Source organism: Rhizobium mongolense USDA 1844 (genome assembly GCF_000419765.1).
GTDB classification, from domain to species: Bacteria; Pseudomonadota; Alphaproteobacteria; order Rhizobiales; family Rhizobiaceae; genus Rhizobium; species Rhizobium mongolense.
Map to the genome: position 1 here is coordinate 1 of NZ_ATTQ01000047.1, position 18,575 is coordinate 18,575.

The 18,575-nt window shown below is 55.8% G+C and carries 9 protein-coding genes and 8 pseudogenes; 3 read left to right on the forward strand and 14 right to left on the reverse strand.

Annotated features, from left to right (window positions below):
- The 3 genes from A3C3_RS40500 to A3C3_RS0135340 form a co-directional block, all read right to left on the reverse strand.
- The coding region (locus tag A3C3_RS40500; protein ID WP_198019874.1) for a 3-hydroxyacyl-CoA dehydrogenase NAD-binding domain-containing protein at positions 1-884 on the reverse strand (884 nt) is incomplete at its 3' end.
- A gap of 289 nt (positions 885-1,173) precedes the next feature.
- On the reverse strand, positions 1,174-6,858 hold the full coding sequence (locus tag A3C3_RS0135335) for a type I polyketide synthase (RefSeq protein WP_167521885.1): 5,685 nt from the start codon (positions 6,856-6,858) through the stop codon (positions 1,174-1,176).
- A 19-nt stretch (positions 6,859-6,877) separates the two neighbouring features.
- On the reverse strand, positions 6,878-7,270 hold the full coding sequence (locus tag A3C3_RS0135340; protein WP_022719211.1) for an ectoine synthase: 393 nt from the start codon (positions 7,268-7,270) through the stop codon (positions 6,878-6,880).
- A 1,205-nt stretch (positions 7,271-8,475) separates the two neighbouring features.
- On the opposite strand from A3C3_RS0135340, the gene A3C3_RS0135350 reads away from it, so the two are divergent.
- Entirely contained in the window at positions 8,476-9,714 is a 1,239-nt protein-coding gene (locus A3C3_RS0135350) for an ATP-grasp domain-containing protein (protein WP_022719213.1), read from the forward strand.
- A 238-nt stretch (positions 9,715-9,952) separates the two neighbouring features.
- On the opposite strand, the pseudogene tnpC (A3C3_RS42230) reads toward A3C3_RS0135350, so the two are convergent.
- The 10 genes and pseudogenes from tnpC (A3C3_RS42230) to A3C3_RS45805 form a co-directional block, all read right to left on the reverse strand.
- Positions 9,953-11,212: pseudogene (gene tnpC, locus A3C3_RS42230) on the reverse strand (IS66 family transposase); the annotation flags it as partial.
- 34 nt (positions 11,213-11,246) lie between these two features.
- Positions 11,247-11,597: a transposase gene (locus A3C3_RS0135370; RefSeq protein ID WP_233450487.1), complete on the reverse strand. Its 351-nt coding sequence runs from the start codon at positions 11,595-11,597 to the stop codon at positions 11,247-11,249.
- An 84-nt stretch (positions 11,598-11,681) separates the two neighbouring features.
- Positions 11,682-12,023: pseudogene (locus A3C3_RS44605) on the reverse strand (UPF0149 family protein); the annotation flags it as partial.
- Positions 12,024-12,421: 398 nt separating this feature from the next.
- Positions 12,422-12,621, reverse strand: a pseudogene (locus A3C3_RS44610) (ATP-binding protein); the annotation flags it as partial.
- Between the two features lie 3 nt (positions 12,622-12,624).
- Positions 12,625-12,747 (reverse strand): transposase domain-containing protein, encoded by a 123-nt coding sequence (locus A3C3_RS48860; RefSeq protein WP_246719196.1) that lies wholly within the window; start codon positions 12,745-12,747, stop codon positions 12,625-12,627.
- Positions 12,744-13,747, reverse strand: a pseudogene (tnpC, locus tag A3C3_RS48865) (IS66 family transposase). The gene A3C3_RS48860 and the pseudogene tnpC (A3C3_RS48865) overlap by 4 nt, the downstream one beginning before the upstream one ends.
- Positions 13,650-14,183, reverse strand: a complete 534-nt coding sequence (locus tag A3C3_RS47685; protein ID WP_233450489.1) for a transposase — start codon at positions 14,181-14,183, stop codon at positions 13,650-13,652. The pseudogene tnpC (A3C3_RS48865) and the gene A3C3_RS47685 overlap by 98 nt, the downstream one beginning before the upstream one ends.
- A gap of 76 nt (positions 14,184-14,259) precedes the next feature.
- A pseudogene (gene tnpB, locus A3C3_RS48870) lies at positions 14,260-14,532 on the reverse strand (IS66 family insertion sequence element accessory protein TnpB).
- A gap of 68 nt (positions 14,533-14,600) precedes the next feature.
- Complete coding sequence (locus A3C3_RS0135400) at positions 14,601-14,987, reverse strand: transposase (RefSeq protein ID WP_028740273.1); 387 nt, start codon at positions 14,985-14,987, stop codon at positions 14,601-14,603.
- Between the two features lie 72 nt (positions 14,988-15,059).
- A pseudogene (locus A3C3_RS45805) lies at positions 15,060-15,436 on the reverse strand (ATP-binding protein); the annotation flags it as partial.
- Between the two features lie 86 nt (positions 15,437-15,522).
- Between A3C3_RS45805 and A3C3_RS47690 the strand changes: the two are divergent.
- Positions 15,523-15,784 (forward strand): annotated as a pseudogene (locus A3C3_RS47690) (integrase core domain-containing protein); the annotation flags it as partial.
- Between the two features lie 9 nt (positions 15,785-15,793).
- Here A3C3_RS47690 and A3C3_RS0135415 read toward each other — a convergent pair.
- Positions 15,794-16,687, reverse strand: a complete 894-nt coding sequence (locus A3C3_RS0135415; RefSeq protein WP_022719222.1) for a TauD/TfdA dioxygenase family protein — start codon at positions 16,685-16,687, stop codon at positions 15,794-15,796.
- Between the two features lie 498 nt (positions 16,688-17,185).
- Between A3C3_RS0135415 and A3C3_RS44640 the strand changes: the two are divergent.
- A pseudogene (locus A3C3_RS44640) lies at positions 17,186-18,575 on the forward strand (ISL3 family transposase); the annotation flags it as partial.

Below are 18,575 nucleotides of genomic sequence, written 5' to 3' on the forward strand. Positions count from 1 at the left end.
CCTTCGTCACGGAGTGCGATCAGGTCGTCCTGACCATTTGCGCCGATTCCACGGCAGACCTCGTCGGCATAGGCATTCATAAGAGCCTTATCCGGTGTGAATGTCGCTGGTGCCGTGTAGCCGCTCTCCATCTCATGGGCGAGTAGATCGACGAATTCCTGATAAAGGGAAGGATCGCGAGCGCCGAGATAAAAGACGGACGACGGGCCCATTACCGCCCAGCGGATGGCCGGACCGGCCACGATCGCTCTATCAATTGCTTCAAGATCGGCTACACCTTGCGAAAGCAGGTAGAGAATTTCGCGGAACACGGCAAACTGAATCCTGTTGCCGATGTAGCCGTCAATCTCGCGCTTCAGTTCAACCACTTCGCAGCCGGTCTTCTGATAAAATTGCGTTGCTGTGGCGATCGCTTGCGCGGCCACATCTCCACCGGCCACTTCCACCAGCGGGACCAGATAGGGAGGATTGAAGGGATGGCCGATGATGATCCGCTCCCCATGTCGCGCCTCTCGCCTCAAATCCGTCGCGAGAAAACCTGACGAACTCGACGCGATGACTGCATCCACTGGTGTAAGGGCATCTATCTGCGCGATAAGTCCGGTCTTTGCATTTACATCCTCAGTCGCGCTCTCTTGAACAAATTGGCTACCTTCAAGCGCTTCTTCGAGATCAGTGGTGAACCTGATTCGGGCAGGTGATGCACCCGGCGCAAGGCCAAGTTCCTGTAGCGACGGCATCGCCCGTTCGAGCGACTCCCTGAGATACTCTTCGCGTTCAGCTGAGCGATGATAAACCGTAACGTCAAGGCCCGCTCTCATGAAGTGCGCAGCCCAACCGGCGCCGATCAAGCCGGCGCCGACGCAGACCACCTTGGATATCATCTTGTTCATCCCTGTGCGGTGCTCTAGAATTGTAGCTCAAAGAACAATCGGGCAGCCTTTGGCCAAGTCATCTTCCCGTCCCGTCCACTAGGAACACATCAACCTGATCGGAACTTTCGGAGTTTGCATATGAACATGCGACGGCACGCCCCTTTGGGGCTTACCGCTGCTTGTTGAATCTCAATCGACTGACGTGTGGTGCATGCTGCTTCCTGCAATCTGCAAGTAAGCTACGCGCCTTCGATGTTCGGGGTCTCCAGCACATATCTGCAAGATGAAACAGGGTAACTCAGTAGCTCAGGTCAGCGGTTATCACGACCTGAATCAAGTCGGCTAACTGTGAGACTTTGTCATAGGCTATCATGCTAAAATGATCGCCATCAACGAAATGAACTTTCACCTCATGTGCCACGTTGCTCCAGCCCCACGTGGGGTCAATGGATGATTGGTCGCGGCTCGGCAACAAACCGCCAAGTGCGCCGCCCGTACGTGCCCTAACGAATGTTAGAGGGATAACAGTCCGGCTCGCCTTTAGCTTTGACGCTACGATCGAGTTCGTCCAGTACACAGACGCCACTCGCCGGAGGTTGTCATGGAGCGCTTCGAGGCGGCATGCCAGGTCCAATTTGTTAAAAGCTCTGGCAGGATCCTCAGCGAGCATGGCACGAAATGTGCCCTGGTCTAACAAGCCATCCAATGAGGCTTCTGATGGCGGCAGGGGGCATGGATCAGCAGGTATGTCAAGAACAATAACGCGAATCACGTCCACGCCTGCCTTCCGAAGCTCTATGGCAACTTCGTTGGCTATCTTGCCACCGAAGGAATAGCCCAGGAGAACAAGTTTCTTTCCGCCCGCCATTTCCCTGGCACGAGTTGTCATGGGGATGATGATCTCATCTGGCTTAGGTGACTTTCGCCAAGGATCAATGTTATCTGGATACCCGAGGATTGTAAAAGAGATTCCGCGCAAGTGAGCTACAAGGCTCACAAAATCCATCACTTCTCCTGTGATACCGGGAACGAGTACAAGCTGAACATCTTCTAGGTTACCAAGAGCGGGTTGAGAAGGAGAAAAGGATTTGGATTGGGAGATGTCACGCGCAAGCTGGCGTATTGTACCGCTGTCCATGACGGAGGTGGAGGAAACGGTCTTTCCGAAACGCTTCTGCAGCTCACTACGCATCTCGATGAGCAGCAAAGAATCGAAGCCAAAATCGCGCCATGCACGGTCAGGGTCGATCTCGGTTTTGCGTTCAGTTCCCAAAAGCCTTGCGGCTAACTCCGTGACAATTCGTAGAACTTCGCTTTCATTTTGCGGTGGGTATGCTGTCGTTTGAACGTTGCCGGCACCGGCCGCGGGAGGTCGCTCCCCTCCACATGATTGGCTATCGCGGTACACTTCTCCACTCGTTCCATTCGCGACGATTGCTGTTTTTTCGGCAACGGAATTGAGAGATTCAGTCTCATGAACGATCGGCGAACCCATACAAAAGCGCTTTCTCTTAAAAGGATACGTCGGCAAGGGGACGCGTCGCCAACCGGCGACACAAGCAAGGTGAGAAAGGTCGAGGTTAACCCCGAACTTGTACAACTTAGCCAAAGCCCCTAAGAATGCACCCAGTTCGTTGGAACTATGGGAGGTCGGAACCCAGCATCGCTCATTGCCCGGGTCATTGTCCATCCCAAGCCGGACCAACACCGGTTTTGGACCTAGCTCAACAAAGATATTGGACGTGTCCTTAAGCAAGTAGCGAATGGAAGCATCGAATTTAACTGGACTGACGAGATGCTCCCTGAAATATTCAACCCAGTTACAGTTGCTTCGGAGAGGTTCGCCCGTGATTGATGAGATGATGGGGATAGTTGGCTCTGAAAATTCAAGTTTGCTTACCATGGATTCGCATCGATCGGCGAGGCCGATCATCTGCTCCGTGTGGAATGCATGCGAGACGGAGAGCGGTGTAATTGTGCAGCCCGCGACTTCTCCACGTTCGACAATTTGTGCCAAGCGCTTTGAAGGGCCAGCTACAGTGACTGCAACTGGGGAATTGAATGCCGCAACGCTAATATCATCATCGAGGCTTGAGACCAGCCTTTTGATATCTTCGGGTTCTCCCCTGGCCTCCGCCATCGCCCCCAATCCCGGTGGAAGACTTCCGCACATTCGCCCCCTTTCCGAAACTAGGAAGCAAGCATCTTCAAGGGTCAGCACACCTGCGGCTATCAATGCCGCTATCTCACCGACGCTATGACCGCAAACCTTATCAAACCGCAGTCCGAAAGAGCAAAGTAGGCGTGTCATCGCGTACTCGAACGCAAAAATTGCTGGTTGGGTGAACCGAGTATCGCTAAGTTCGCTCTTTAGGCTCGGTTCTTTAATTATCTCCCTGAGATTCAGTCCATGACTACTCTTTATTTGACGGAAGCAGTCCTCGATTGCCTCCTTGAAGATCGGGAATACGGACAGTTCTTCTCCCATTCCAGTCCTTTGAGATCCCTGGCCCGTGAAGAGCCCAATAATCTTCGTGTCGTTTAGACTGTCATGAGGGAGTTCGACCCCACTTATGACGTCATCAAAAAGCTGGGACAGCTCGGTCTTGCTAGATATCGCCCAAGCAACCCGAAACCTTTGGTGCCGACGGCCGATGCAGGAAGTCATGCAGATATCTCGCAAGCTTAGGCTTTGGTGATGCGCTATAAACTCCTTGAACTCCTGGCAGAGGCTTATCACTTGCTCAGCGCTGCCCGCTGAAAGTACAAAGAGTTCACGCCGTCCAGAACTGTCAGAGCTCTCAGCGGATTGAGGCTGCGGGTCCGGCTCTTCAATAATCATATGGCAGTTAGTCCCACCTATACCAAGCGACGTGATTGCCGCTCGCTTGCTCCGCTCAGGCCTACGATGCCAATCGTGCGCTTGGTCACTGGCAATTCTAAGGCGAGTTCCATTGAGCGGCATGCGCTCGTTTGCCTTCCGGAACGTTGGGATAGATGGAATCTTGCCTTTTTCGATACACAATGCTGCCTTCAGCAGACTTGCTGCACCTGCGGCTTCATCTAAGTGACCGATGTTGGCCTTGAGAGAGCCGACCAAGCAATCTTCAACCGCTGCAGGTTTCCCGTAAGTCGCGGCCAGAGCGGACACCTCAATCGGATCCCCAACAGAAGTACCTGTTCCATGTGCCTCGACGTAGTCTATCTCCGAAGCAGCGACGTTTGCATCCGCCAGTGCCGCGTTTATGACCTCGACCTGACCCTCTACACTAGCTCCAGTATAGCTCAATTTACGAGCACCGTCATTGTTCACTGCTGAACCGATGATGGAAGCGATGATGCGATCGCCGTCTCGGATCGCAAGTTCCTTGTCTTTGAGGACAAAAACAACACACCCGCTGCCAAATACGGTTCCGTCGGCGTCAGCATCGAAGGGTCTGCAGCAACCACTTGGTGACAAAATGAGATCCTGATGGGCAAAGTAACCTACATGCTGTGGACTGGGGATGGAAACAGCCCCGGCAACCGCCATATCTGCCTCTCCGGAGCGGATCGCTCTGGTAGCGTAGTGGATTGCGACCAAACCCCCTGAGCAAGCGGAGCCGACCGACAAACTCGGGCCGCTCAAATTCAATTTGTTGGACACCCTCATCGAAATGTGCTCGGCGGCGTTCCCTTGCTCTATGAATATCTCGCTGACGTCCCTTATAAGCCGGTGGCTTAAGAAAGGGCCTTTATAGTCATACTGCAATGATGGTAGAATGTTGTTGAGTAAATAACTATTAGCGCCGCTGGCCGAAAAGACTCCGGTACGGTAAGGCACTGCATCAGGGGCATAGCCGGCGTTTTCCAAGGCGTGCCAAGAGCATTCCAAAAATACCCTGTGTTGCGGATCCATCAGTAGAGCTTCGCGCTCGCTTATGTTGAAAAACTCAGAATCGAAGTAGTCGTGTTCATCAAGGAAGCCACCAACGTTAACGAAGTTTTCACAAACCGAGAATGCTGAAGGGTCGTGTTGAGAATTTGATAGAAATGTTTTATTGGTGATCAAACCTTCCCAGAGGGCATTTACAGAATGCGCACCCGGAAATCGGCCGGACATGCCGATTATGGCGACTGCCTTTCGAGCAGTTGGCGTAGCAACAGTCCGTTTCGGGATGCCTCCAGATATGGCTACACCCGTCCCTATATGAAAGATATCATCTACCGTGGTCGTATCCGTGATGTTAGTTATGGATATCTCAATCCCCAGTTCCTGCCTCAGGCGAGTTAGCAGTTGCATTGCGCTTAAGGAATCACCACCCGCAGCTTTGAAGCTAAGCCGATTTCCTCCAGGAAGGACATCATTCCACACGCCAAGCACCCGCTGCTTGAAGTCTCGAGGTTCAGCAAGGCTCGGAACCTTCGAAGTGGGCTGCGGCACCTGGATCGCTTCCGATGCCATCGTTCGAAGACGCGTGCGATCAACCTTCCCAGTTTGTGTTTCAGGAAACTTCGAAAGGACAATAGTCCGGTATGGGGCCGCCGCAGCGTCAATCTCAACTGTGACGACCTTTCGGATATCGTCTTCAAACGAGTCACATGCCGAGCTATTTGTCGTAACGGCGAAAGCTACGACCTCCGTCCGACCGCTGACTTCAATTGGAACAGCGACTGCCTGCCTGACGTTCTTGTAACGCTCGATAGCAGTTTCTACCGCTGATAGATCAACGCGCTTGCCGCGGATTTTTACTTGGCGGTCTACTCGGCCCTTGATTGCAATACAATGGTCAGATCGGATGATGCCTAAATCGTCACTAAGGTACTCGTCCGCAGCCCCCCTTGACGTTTTAGGCAAAGTCACCAGTTCATTTGAGCCGGCCTGAACATATCCCATTGCAACTTGGCATCCCTTGACGACGATGCGTCCTTCAGAGCCTGGAGCAGATGATACCCCTGCTGATGTAAGGACACCGACCTCCATTCCTGCAATTGGCATTCCAATTGAGGGCAGATCGGGCCATTGTTCAGGGTCGCCAGCGAGCTCTAGAGAAGTCACATCCTGAACCTCAGTCGATCCATAGTTGTTGTAAAGAACAGCGCCGGTGCTAAGAAAAAATCTTCTTATGGCGTCAGTGATCTTCAGCGGTTCTCCCGCGGTAGTAACATCCGTAAGCCAAAGTGTCTCCGAGTTTCCAAGTGCAGCCATTGCCACTTGATTAAGCACACTATAAGGAAGGTAAGCTTTTTGGATCCGGGCCGCCGACAAAAGTGTAAGAAGGCGTCCCGGATCTTGTCGTTGCTCTTGCGTCGCAAGTATGGCACTTCCTCCCGAACTGATGGCAGAAAACAGCTCGTGAAAGGCGACGTCGAAGTTGAATGACGCATAGTGTAAATGAACCCTGCCGGGTTCACATCCTCGATGGAGCATATCCCAGTGGACGAGGTTTATCAAACCTCGGTTGCTCATGATCACTCCCTTTGGCGCTCCCGTTGACCCGGAAGTGAAAAGCAGGTAACAACCAGACTCGGCAGTCGCCCGATTTTGGGTAAGCGGTATATTCGTGCCTCCTCGTTCCAGTTCAATCGTTCGAACGGAAAAGGACGAGAGTAACTGTAGAATTCGTTTGTCGAGGGGCGTTTTGTTCGAGGTGACAATGAATTTTGCTTCTGCGAGCCTCAAAACGTCAGTGACCCTCCGGTCGGTCGCAGATGGATCCAGTGGACACACGATTGCGCCGCAGAACATTATCGCAAGAATTTCAACCACGGCGTCTATCTGCCTCGAGGAGCTCATCAAAACGATGTCTCCTGCTTGGACGCCATACGCTCGGAGTCGCTCAGCTGCCCTTAATGCATGACAATATAGCTCATCGTAAGTCATTTGCTCATCGCCGCATTGTACAGCTAATGTGTCCGGAAATTTTTGGGCACAATCGGCGAATTGCTCCGAAACGGTGCTGCGACGCGCGACGTGATGCTTATTCGGTGCTGCCTGCATCATAGTAGCATCCCCTTCTCCTTTAAACATAAGCGGACGAATGTTCTCCTGAGGAGACGTTGTGTACCTCATTGCCCCTAAGCGCAGGCAAGAAAACGCACACTAGGCGAAGGTCTTCGTCATCCGCGGTCAGGTAGTGAGCGTCGTGTCGATCTAAGGCATACATGGTGCCAGGGACTATGGTATGCTCCTCACCAGTCGCGACGTCGCGGACGCTCCCTTTCCCCGATATGCAATAGCAAGTCTCGACGTGGTTACGGTACTCCAATAAAGACTTGCTTCCGGCGCTTACTATCGTATCGGTCAGAGAGTAAGGAACTCCATCGGCTTTGATTAGAAAGCGGCGACTCCTACCGTTGCCCCAGGCAACGTCACGGTCGGTTCCTAAGATATCTTCAAGCTTACGAATGATCATGGTGTCCTCCTGCAAAGCGTTAGCCTGCTCACTTAAAGCACGGACGTTCGCTCAGTATCACTACCAATGTTGGTAGCTTATGCGACTGTAACCCTGCAGCTACGGTAAGAGGAGAGCCTAGCAGGGAACCTCTGGCTAAGCTTCCTAGTGAGCCTACCAAGCCTTGCTCCAATGTTTCCACTAATCTGAAGGTGGGAGTACAACTAAGAATGTATCCGATCGAACAAAGGTCTTGTTGTGGGCTGCCATCAATTGATTGGGCTCGTTCTACGGTTCAATGCATACAGCGAGATAAAAGATGCGATTAAGCGACAGTAATCCCGTATCCTTGCCCGCTTTCAATTTCGTGTTGCCGACTCTCGTGAGGATGAATGGAGTCGTAGTCACACTCCAAGAGTGGTCGCCAAAGGGGCCACTTCTTAGCAGTCACTTGGGGTCGACTGATAAGGGGCGACTGGCAAAGCTGAAAACCTCTTTTGCCCAAGCAGAGTTTATAGCAGGGAGAACTGCACTCTATCATGCAGCATTGGCGCTCGGAGTAGATGTCTCCAAATGCAACGTGGAATGCAAGCCATGGTCCGGAAAGCCATACCTTGATGCGCGCCAAGAGTATTGCAACTTCAGCATTGCACACACACCGGGGCTGGCGTGCTGCGTTGCTTCTTCAGAATACCAGGTCGGTTGTGACTGCGAAAGATGGAACCGATCCCTCAACATGGATTCATTATCCTTTCTTTTCGGAAAGAAGTTCAGGAACCAAAGAGAATGCCTCGTGGAGTGGACGAAGCTAGAGGCATTGTTAAAACTTCGTGGGCTGAGACTAGCGGATGTAGTCGGTGGTGAAGGCCGACTCACTTCTTCAGCGTCAGATTGGCTTGGTGAGCATAGATACTCCACCGTCGCTTTTGACCTTAATGCAACTTTTGTTGTTAGCTACTGTGCCGCCCGCTCTGACCCGCGTCAAATTTGCGGGAGCCTATGAGCCCATAGCTTTTGCGGGCCAAGTTGATGATCAGAGCTTCAACGAGGCCGCTGTCCAAGCAGATAATGCTAGCCGCGATCACTAGGCAGTGCAACTGATCGGATGTCTAAATCGCACGTGGGGTGTCAAGCGACGCTAAGTTCACCATAAGAGTGAGATCAGGCACGCTGAAGAGACTGATGTGAGTTTACGGTCGGATAGAACATAGCGGGAGTCAACACCAATGGCAAGAAAAGCGCTCGTCTTGGTTGAAGGTCATAGGAGTAACGGCCCCTTATATATCCAAGCGGCCGAACGCCTTGGTCTTCATCCAATTACACTGTCGACCGATCCAACTCAATACGACTATCTGGCTTCGGAAAAACTTGAGACAATCCGTGTCGACACTGACAATCTTGAGGCGATGATCCGGGAATGTTTTCAGTTACGTGCGAGGTATGACATTGGCGGCATAACCGGCTTTACGGGCCTCGACGAGTCGTTCTATGTGACCGTCGCTAAGCTCTGTCGGCATTTCGGTCTACCGGGACCGAACCCAGCCTCGGTTGAAGGATGCTGCGATAAATTTACTCAACGTCAACTCCTCGCCGAATCCGGCATCCCGATGCCTGTTTACCGCTTGGCGGTAAGTGCAACTGGAATAAAAAACGCTGCCACGGAAATTGGCTTGCCGGTGATTGTGAAGCCAACGGTAGGCAGCGGCAGTAACGGTGTCCGATTGTGCCGCAACTTAGACGAGGTGGCAGAACATGCGGCCGATCTGTTGAGCGGGAGGCGCACGCGGCGGCCCTCGCCGAGGTTACTTGTCGAAGAATTCGCACAAGGCCCCAGCTACACTGCCCTGATAATGGGCAATGAGGTTGTCGGAATTACTGGCAATGACTTCGGTCCACCGCCGCATTTCGTTTATCGTGAGTTCACCTATCCGGCCATGCTGGCCGACCCCGAGCATAAGCTTATCGCCGATATTTCGCTCAGCTGTTTACGGGCTCTCGGCCTTGGCTGGGGGCCCGCGAACATCGAATTTCGGTGGACAAAGCGCGGCCCCCTTGTCATTGAAGTTAATCCGCGTCTCGCGGGTGGTGATCCTCAGCTAGTTCAGCTGGCGCATGGAATTGATCTCGCTAACGAACACCTCAAGCTAGTCATTGGCGACGAATGGGATTTGCGCAAAACGCGCTCGCACGCTGCCGCCATGCGGTTTCTAGTCCCTGATCGTGATGGTACTCTCGATTGGATCGGCAGCGACAGTCGGGCGGCTGCTCTACCAGGTGTCGTCGAGGTCAGATTTTATAACGAACGCAAGACTCCGATCGTCAGAAAAGGCGATTACCGAGACTGTATCGGACATGTCATCGCTGCTTCACCCAGCGCTACGCGGACCGCGGCGACGCTTAAGCGTGCCGTCGACTTGGTCGATTGGTCGATCACTCCATTTCCGGGCGTTAGCGGGCAAGAATAGTTTACGACCCCTCACCACACTCACCAGCGGCCTGTGGCGCCAGGTAATAGGTGATGATCAACGAGATGGTGTAATGTCACGTGTGTCGTTCACTCGTGACGCCGGAGTCCTCGCGGCTCAGTGGTTGGCACTGAAGACAATCGTGAGCGCGACGAACGGTCCACGGTCTGAGATGTTGACAAGCGGGCTTTGAAGCGCGGTCGTTTAGAACTTCGTAAGCGACAAGCTGGGGCCGTTCGGCAGCGTAGTTCCATGGCATGAGCGCGTCGATTTCGGCGCTGGGCCATCCATTTGCAAGACGCTGAAGGGTCTGGGTGAGCCAAGCCTGCGGATCGACATTGTTCATCTTTGCCGTCTGCAGCAGTGTCGCGATATTCGCCCAGGTCCGGCCGCCACCGTCGCTTCCAGCGAATAGGCTATTTTTCCTTTGTAATCGCCTGGGGCCTGATCGCCCGTTCGACGATGTTGGAGTCTAGCTCGATCCGGCCGTCGGTCAGGAAGCGCTCGAAGATGTCGCGACGCGAGATGGCATAGCGGAGAGCTTCCGCGAGCTTCGACTTGCCGGAGACAAGCGGTAGTGTCGTCTGCCAGAGAGTGAAGAGGTCTCTGACGATCGCCGCAGAGATTTCCTGACGCGCGGCGACACGAGCTTCAGGGCTTTGGCCGCGCACACGCTCCTCGATCTCCCACAACTTCGCCATACGCTCGACGGTGTCTGTAGCGACCTTCGAGCTCTTTGCGACATGCAACTCGTAGAACTTCCGGCTGTGCGACCAGCAGCCAGCCAGAGTGGCGCTGTCATTGCCTCCATCCTTCCGGACGAGCTTGTTGTAGGCGGCTTACCCATCGACCTGATTCTACGATAGCCGCTCAGGTGTCGTGCGACGCACTCGGTGGCTCGACTGTCCTCGAAGCGATAGGCCACCATCGGCGGGCCGCTACCTCCGAAGGTCCGATCGTCTCTGGCATATGCCCATAGCCACGCCGCTGATCCGGAGCCAGGTGCGAGTGCCGGCAAGGTCGTTTCGTCGGCAAAAATCCGTTCTGCCTTCTTGATCTCGCTCAGAATATAGTCGGCGAGAATGTCGAGCTCGAACCCCACCTTACCCATCCATTGGGCCATCAGCCTGCGATCGAGTTCGACCTTGTCGCGTGCGTAGATGGCTTCCTGGCGATAGAGCGGGAGGCCGTCGGCATATTTGGAGACGGCGATTTGGGCCAAAAGCGCTTCCGTTGGAATGCCGCCTTCGATGATGTGTGCCGGAGCCGCCGCCTGGAAGACGCCGTCTTCGTTCTTAAAGGCATACTTCGGCCCGCGGGTGACGATGTCACGGAACTTCGCTGCGACTACATCCAGACGCTCGGAGATGTCCTCTCCGATCAGGATTTTCTGCTTGCCCGCGTGTTCCGGTAACTCCTCCGGCTCGATCACGACCTCGACGCGCTCAAGATGCGGCGCGAAGCCTTTGCGCGGTCGCGCTTTCGGAAGTCGATCGGATGGCTCGCGAGAAAGACCTTCACACCTGACGAGATCATGCCGACCGCACCGCTCGGATCACCCGCTGCAGGTGTGCTTCGTCGATATCTGCGCCAGCCCGGATAACGACGTCGCCGATGACAACCTCGATCATCGCACGTGTGCCAATCAACCTGGTTTCTGTCTGAACAGCCGGGTCTTGCGAGAAGGATCGTTGTCCGTCACGAGCATCACGACGCCAACCAAATAGTTGTGATGGATGTATGCCGATGTGATGCGCAATCGCCGAGACGCTTGCGCCGGGCTCCATCGCCTCAGCCACAGCCCGCGCTTTAAATTCATCGGACCAGCGCCGCCGAAATTGCCGTGGGGCACCCTCAAGCCGTTCCGGAACGGCCTCGATCATATGGAAGTTTCTAGTTCCAGAGCTAGGCGCAGACATAGAAGCTCACAGTTCGTGAATAGTCTCTCCGCAATACCGGGGCCACCGCTACCGACGCCAGATGGGGTCGGCTTGTCGCTTACAGAACTTCTGCTTTGCGCGCTTTGGCATGAAGTAGCCGCGGATCTTGACTATAGCTGCAGCGACGGCAGCGGCATCCGCCAGGGTGGCTGGCTCGGTGGCGTAGCTGAGTTCGCGGATCGGGCCGATGATATCGCCGGTAACGGCATGACCGCGAATGACGGGCCGCCACTGCTTTTCAGCGAAGTCGGTACGCAACAGGAAACCGACAGGCCAATCCATACTGTCATAGGTTTGAGCATTGACCTGGCTGAATCGAGGTCGATGTTTGCCGGGGGTTTCCGCGAGGCTCGCCGATATCCGGTTATACCAACGTGCGCTGATCATGACCTGTGGGCCCCATTCGCGCATTCCGTTTGGCATAAAGAGTCAGAATTCCTCTGATTTGGGAATCCCATCACGAGTCGCCGTCAATGCTCGTTGGATAAACCCTGTGATCGTCATATGTCGGAGCCCTCTTCGGCCCCGAGAATCGACGATCAGACGCTGATCCAAAAGGTGAGGTCAGGACAGCGCTTACGTTCTTTCGGCGATGCGGTTACAAGATCGGTTGCTGACCGGCGAATTGAACGGCGGCGCCCGTCAAGGTAATCGCACGACAACGAATGCCGGACCGCGTCCGGACTGGACTGACACCAGCGCGAGACGCTGACCGCAAGGCCGTGACGCGGGTCTAAGATAGTCAGATGATGCACCACCCCCTCGACGATAAGGGCAGTCTGCGATGTTTGACTCCCCGAAGACATCGCCCCATTCGGCAAAGCCGCGATTTGAGGTGAGGATCATGTGCGCCGCGTTCGTAGCGGGCGTTGACGAGTTGGAAGAACAGATTGCCACCGCCGGCGATGACCGGCAGATAGCCGATTTCGTCAACGATCAGAAGGCTTGGCCTGCAAAAGAAGGTAAGCGGTCAGCCGATAACGTCAGGCTTGAAGCTCCAGGGCATGAGCGCTTCGATTTCGGATGCTGGCCAGCCTTGAGCGATGCGAGTCAATGTTTGGGAGAGCCAGTCTAGCGGATCGACGCCATTCATTTTGGCCGTTTGCAGGAGTGTGGCCACCGTCGCCCAGGTTCGTCCACCACCCTCTTCCTCGTAATTGTTTGGGGCCTGATCGCCCGTTCGACGATGTTGGAGTCGATTTCGATGCGGCCGTCCGTCATAAAGCGTTCCAGCGCCTCGCGCCGGGTGAGCGCGTAGCGGATCGCTTCGGCGGTTTTGGATTTTCCCGAGACCTTGCCCAGCTCCTTTTCCCAAAGGTCAAACAGGCTGGAGACGATGGCCGCGGATTTTTCCTGGCGCCACGCTGCGCGGCTCCCGGCATCCTTGCCCCGAACCTCATCCTCGATCCTCCACAACTCGGTCATGGCGAAGATCGAGTCCGTCGCGGCCTGTTGCGGCGCGTGTGCCCAGCACCCTGCGAGCTGGATCGTTTCATTGCTGCCGGTTTTGGCCCGCGTCTTGGCCAGGTTGGTATAGCCGAGTAGCCATCCCCTGAAGGATGCCGCTGAATCCGGCGAGATGACGCGCCACGCAATCGGCGCCTCTGCTGTCTTCAAAGCGATAGGCAACCATCGGCGGACTGGTTCCACCATATGTCGATCATCGCGTGCGTAGGCCCATAGCCAAGCCTTGGTGGTTTTCCCGGACCGGGGGCAAGAGTGGGCAAGGTCGTCTCGTCGGCGAAGACCCTTTCGCCCTCCTTGACGCGTTCCAGGATATAATCGGCGAGCATCTGCAATTCGAAGCCCAGATGCCCCATCCACTGCGCCATCAACGACCGGCTGACCTCGACGCCATCGCGTAGATAGATCGCCTCCTGCCGGTAAAGCGGAAGACCATCGGCGTATTTCGACACGGCGATATAGGCAAGCAGCCGTTCCGTCGGTAGGCCGCTTTCGATGATGTGTGCTGGCGCCAAGGCCTGAGCCACGCCGTCACGACCCCGGGAGGCGTATTTGGGGCGGCGCGTCACGATGACCCGGAACTTCGGTGGCACGACGTCCAGCCGCTCGGAGCGGTCTTCGCCGATCAAAACCTTTTGAAGACCCGCGCAGTCGGCCGGGATTTCCGGCTCGATAACTTCCTCGATGCGTTCGAGGTGAGCGGCAAGCCTTTGCGCGGACGTGGGGCACGCTTCGGCTTGTCCTTGGCGCGCGGTCGAGTTCGCTCTGGATTTCCGAAAGGCCGGTCTCGACCTCCTCGAAAGCAAAGGATACCTGTTCATCGTTGACCGCCAGGCGCAGCCGCTCGGAACGCTTGCCATGTTGCGTGCGCTGCAAAACTTTCAGGATCGATGTGAGATTGGCGATCCGCTCGTTGGCGCTCTTCTCGACGGCCTCCAGCCGGGCGATCTCCGCAGCCGCGGTGGCAAGCCGCGTCTCGTTCGCAGCCTGCTCGCGGGCCATCGCCAGGATCATCGCCTTCAGCGTATCGACGTCGTCCGGCAGGTCGGAAGCGGGTAAAACCATGAGAGGTAATAGTGCACAAAAACATCCGTTTTCCCAACCATTACAGCCACATGGTTCCATCATGTCGCAGGCCGGTTCAGCCCGTCAACAACGGTCGCCTGATCTTGACCGGGCGGATCTTTTTCCAATCAAGCCCAGCCAGAAGCGCCATCAACTGCGAATGGTCAAGACGCATCCGCGCCGCCGATATACCCGGCCAGCAGAAGCCTTGATCTTCAAGGGTTTTCGAATAGAGGCAGACCCCGCTGCCGTCCTACTAGACGATGCGAACACGGTCCGCCCGCTTCGACCGGAACACGTAAAGCGAGCCATTGAACGGGTCGAGACCGCCATCCCTCACCAACGCCATCAAAGACGCGGCTCCCTTGCGGAAGTCGACCGGCTGGCACGACACCTAAACCACAACACCGGAAGCGATCATGCCTTGCGGACCACCCGGAGAATCTGGGCCAGGTGATCGGGATCAACATCGGCGCCGGCGCGCACCACAACATCGCCCACGACGATTTCCACCATGGAGCTGCCAACCGCTTCGAAGCGCGTGAACTTGACTGGCGCGCTCGGTTCCTCCGTCAATGGGGCAACCATTCCCGACGAAAGTGCCTTACGACGCCACGCATAGAGTTGCGACGGGTCCAGTCCCTGAGAACGGGCAATCGCCGACACATTGGCCCCCCGCGAGAGCGCCTCCGCGACAAGCCGTGCTTTCTCTTCCTCCGACCAATGACGCGGCTTGCCTCGAGACCGGACCGGCTCCGCTGTCAAAATCTCGAATGTTCGATGCTGATTCACACTGTCATTCATAGGATTCTCCGCATGACTCATGCAGAAAATGCGCGCTCAGCGGCATTAAAGATACGTGGGGTAGCCTACGCGCTTACAAGAGAAGCGAATGCGCTCCTGAAGCCTGCCTTCCCGTTCGGCGCTTGCGAGCGCGGCGATCAGATCGGCGAGCGTCGTGAAGTAGACGCTCTTGCCGGCCTTGACGGCGTAGACGCCGAGAGCGGTGGCCAAGTGGCTTTTGCCCGTTCCCCCGGCCCGAGGAAATGAACAGCCTCACACCGCTCGATGAGGCCGAGCTGTGCGAGGGTGAAGATCCGATCCTTGTCGAGCGATGGCTGGAAGGAGAAATCGAAGCCGGCCACCGCCTTGATCGTCGCAAGCCGCCCCATGCGCAGCGCGGTCTTGATGCGACTATTCTCGCGCAGGGTCAGCTCCTCGGAGAGCAGGATGTCGATCGCTTCCAAGGCGGTATCGAGGGCGGCACTCATCAGCGGTTCTCCCGTGCCATGGCGCGATCACGACCGGGGTGCTCAGCGCCTTGCGCTCGCAATGCCGGCGGACAACCAAGGCAAAGCCTCCATGGACCAACGGCCAGGTCGAAAGGATGAACCGGGACCCCCCAGGACGCCGCCGTCAGGCGCTGCCACTACGACCACCACGAACAACTCCGCCAGCATCTTGCCGACTTTGTCGCCGCCTACAACTTCGGCGGCAGACTCAAGGCCCTTAAGTGCTTCACCCCTTACGAATTCATCTGCAAGGCATGGACGTGGCAGCCCGAACGCTTCACCCTCGATCCGCTCCACCAGATGTCCGGGACTAAGCATCTATGCTTCGTTAGGGGCAGTTTTCTCATTCCGGCCAACGAACTTAAAGCGCGAAACGCTGTACCGGCCGTCGACACTGACGGGCACCTCGCCCTCGACGGTCGCTCGACGAACGATGCGGCGCTGGTCACCGTAATCTTTGGTTGCACAATGCATCGTGGCTCGGTTGTCCCAGATAGCAACATCACCCCGATTCCACTTCCAGCGCACCGTGTTTTCCTGCGCGGTGATATGAGACTCAAATAGTTCGAATAGCCTGTCGCCGTCATATTTCGATACGCCAACGAAACGCCTTACATAAGAGCCGAGCACTAGTGTGCGCTCGCCGGTCTCGGGGTGGACACGTACGACGGGATGTTCAGTCTCGATCCTCGGTCCGGTAAGGGCCTCGACGTAACGCCTACTAAAAGCTCCGGGGAAGCTGTGAACAGCCCAGAGGTCGTCGGCAAGCCGTTGCAGCGCCGGCGGCAAGTCGAGATATGCGGCCGCGGTGTTTGACCACATCGTGTCGCCGCCGACAGGTGGGATCACGACGCCTCGCAGCACCGACATCTTGGGATAGGCTTCCATGCAGGACCAATCGATGTGCCAAATGTCGGCCTCGACATCCTCGCCTGCGGAATCAATCTCGAAAATCGGCGTCGTTCCCTCCGGATACGGCGAAGGCTTCCCGAAACGAAGAGCAAAGCGCTCCTGCTCGGCGTCGTCGAGATGACCCTGGTCGCGGAAGAAGATGACCTTGTGCTCAAGCACCAGACCGTTTATCGCAGCGATGGTCTGGTCCGGCAAATCGGCCGACACCTTGATATTCCTGATTTCAGCGCCGATGCGCGCTGTGCATTTAACGACATCGGTACGTGGAATAACATTATCGATCAAGTCTATCTCACTCATTTGGCATTCTCCAAAGTTGCAGCCTTTTTCGTCATGCAAAGCTATTCAACCGGGACAAGACGTTCATGGCATTGTAAGAATCGGTCCAAGATACAATTCCGCAATTGTGTGTCGGCATCTTTTGAGGGTCTTATAGAATGTGACTCTGGGGACCCAAACAACGGAGCCAACATTCTCGATCAGTGACACTCCTCCGCAGAAACGCGCCAACTCGGCGCTGCAAGCACTTGCAAATTCTGTTGTGTATATCCTTTGATTGGAGATCACGGTCAGAGGCTAGCGCGAGCTCGTACTCGATCGTTGTGGCTGGTTTCAAATGTTGCCTCCTGGCTCGAAAATGGGTAGTTACCATATTTCTGTTTGCCACCGCACCTACCTCTCCTAGTGGGTTGTCGCTTGGGAGTTAAACGTGAGAATGCGGCTGTTGGCATTTAAATCGGGTCTTCCTCAATTTGTGTGGTTAACAGACCGTTAGCAATGATGCCGGTATGGGCTGGCATGCGAACGAAATCGAAATGGTCGCCCGGTCCGGGTATTAAAGTGCAGAGCGTTGTATTTAGCGATGAAGGCGACTGGGTTGTGTCTGCCTACGGGCCAACGTCAGGCATATGCCCTGATTGCCGATACCGGAGCAGAACTCGGCACGGTTGGTCGTACCGCAGGCTTCAAGACCTGCCGATCCAAGGTAATGCCGTGACGGTGAAGCTCCAGTTGAGCCGCTGGCGTTGCACATATCGGCAGTGCAAACGGCAAACGTTTACTGACCGGATCCCAGCGATTGCCTCCCCATATGCCCGCCGCACAAGTAGGTCGCCGAAATAGTCGGACTGCTTGGCCATAATACGGGCGGGCGGCCCGGCGAACGCTTGATGCAGCGGCTCGGGATGCCGATCAGCGACGACACCATCCTTCGGCACTTGAAGCGCAATGCTGCACGGGCCGACGGCGAAGCCCCGGCTCGGATCGTCGGCATCGATGACTGGAGTTGGAGGAAATCGTGGCGCTATGGCACGATCATCATCGATCTTGAGCGTCGAGAGGTCTTGGACATTTTCGACGACCGGAGCGTAGTGAGCGTCGCACAATGGTTGAAGCGGCAACCCCTCTATTGAGGTCGTGAGCCGAGATCGATGCGGGCTTTACGCGCAGGCTGCTCGTGAAGGGGCGCCGCAAGCGTCTCAGGTGGCGGATCGCTTTCATCTCGTTCAAAATTTGCGGCACGCTATCGAGAAACAGATGAGCCTTTGCGGCCGCGCTACCGGCAGAGCATTGTTGCCCGACGAGGACATCGAGATTGATCATGATGATCGAGCTTTGCATGAGCAGGCCCCCGAAACGCCGAGGCGCAATCAGCTTCGCCGCGCGCATCGGCAGTCTCGGGAAGGATGTTCGAGACAGTCCACGCCCTGAGCAAAGAGGGCCTGTCGTGCTCGGAAATTGCACGTCGCACAGGTTATGGCCGACGCAGCATCGCGAAATGGCTGACTTTCGCGGCGCCACCCGANCGACGCAGGGCCGCGCTGCAGCCGACATCTCCTCGGTACTTCGAAGCGTTTCTCATCCAGTGTTGGAAGGATGGCAATTGCTGCGGACGGCATCTGTTTCACGATATCAAGCACCGCGGATACACCGGCAGCTTCTCCAATCTTGAACGCCTCCTGGCAACCTGGCGCCGCGCCGCGAAGCCGGGAAAAGATAAGGATAATGCGGTACCGGCTCCGATCGTCCTCGCTGACCAAGCAGATGACAATGCGCCTGTGCGTGATCCGCNAACTGGCCATTTGATCTCACCGGTTNTNGCCGCTNCTCTTTGCATAAAGCCACGGGGTGCGTTGACATCAATCAGGCGCGGAAAGTCGATGCCCTCAAGCAGGGATCAAATGCGTTT

Coding starts and splice junctions, on each gene's coding strand:
- A3C3_RS0135335 (WP_167521885.1), bottom strand. CDS start 6,858: ATGATGCAGGCAGCACCGAATAAGCATCACGTCGCGCGTCGCAGCACC.
- A3C3_RS0135340 (WP_022719211.1), bottom strand. CDS start 7,270: ATGATCATTCGTAAGCTTGAAGATATCTTAGGAACCGACCGTGACGTT.
- A3C3_RS0135350 (WP_022719213.1), top strand. CDS start 8,476: ATGGCAAGAAAAGCGCTCGTCTTGGTTGAAGGTCATAGGAGTAACGGC.
- A3C3_RS0135370 (WP_233450487.1), bottom strand. CDS start 11,597: ATGATCGAGGCCGTTCCGGAACGGCTTGAGGGTGCCCCACGGCAATTT.
- A3C3_RS48860 (WP_246719196.1), bottom strand. CDS start 12,747: ATGAATGGCGTCGATCCGCTAGACTGGCTCTCCCAAACATTGACTCGC.
- A3C3_RS47685 (WP_233450489.1), bottom strand. CDS start 14,183: ATGGTTTTACCCGCTTCCGACCTGCCGGACGACGTCGATACGCTGAAG.
- A3C3_RS0135400 (WP_028740273.1), bottom strand. CDS start 14,987: ATGAATGACAGTGTGAATCAGCATCGAACATTCGAGATTTTGACAGCG.
- A3C3_RS0135415 (WP_022719222.1), bottom strand. CDS start 16,687: ATGAGTGAGATAGACTTGATCGATAATGTTATTCCACGTACCGATGTC.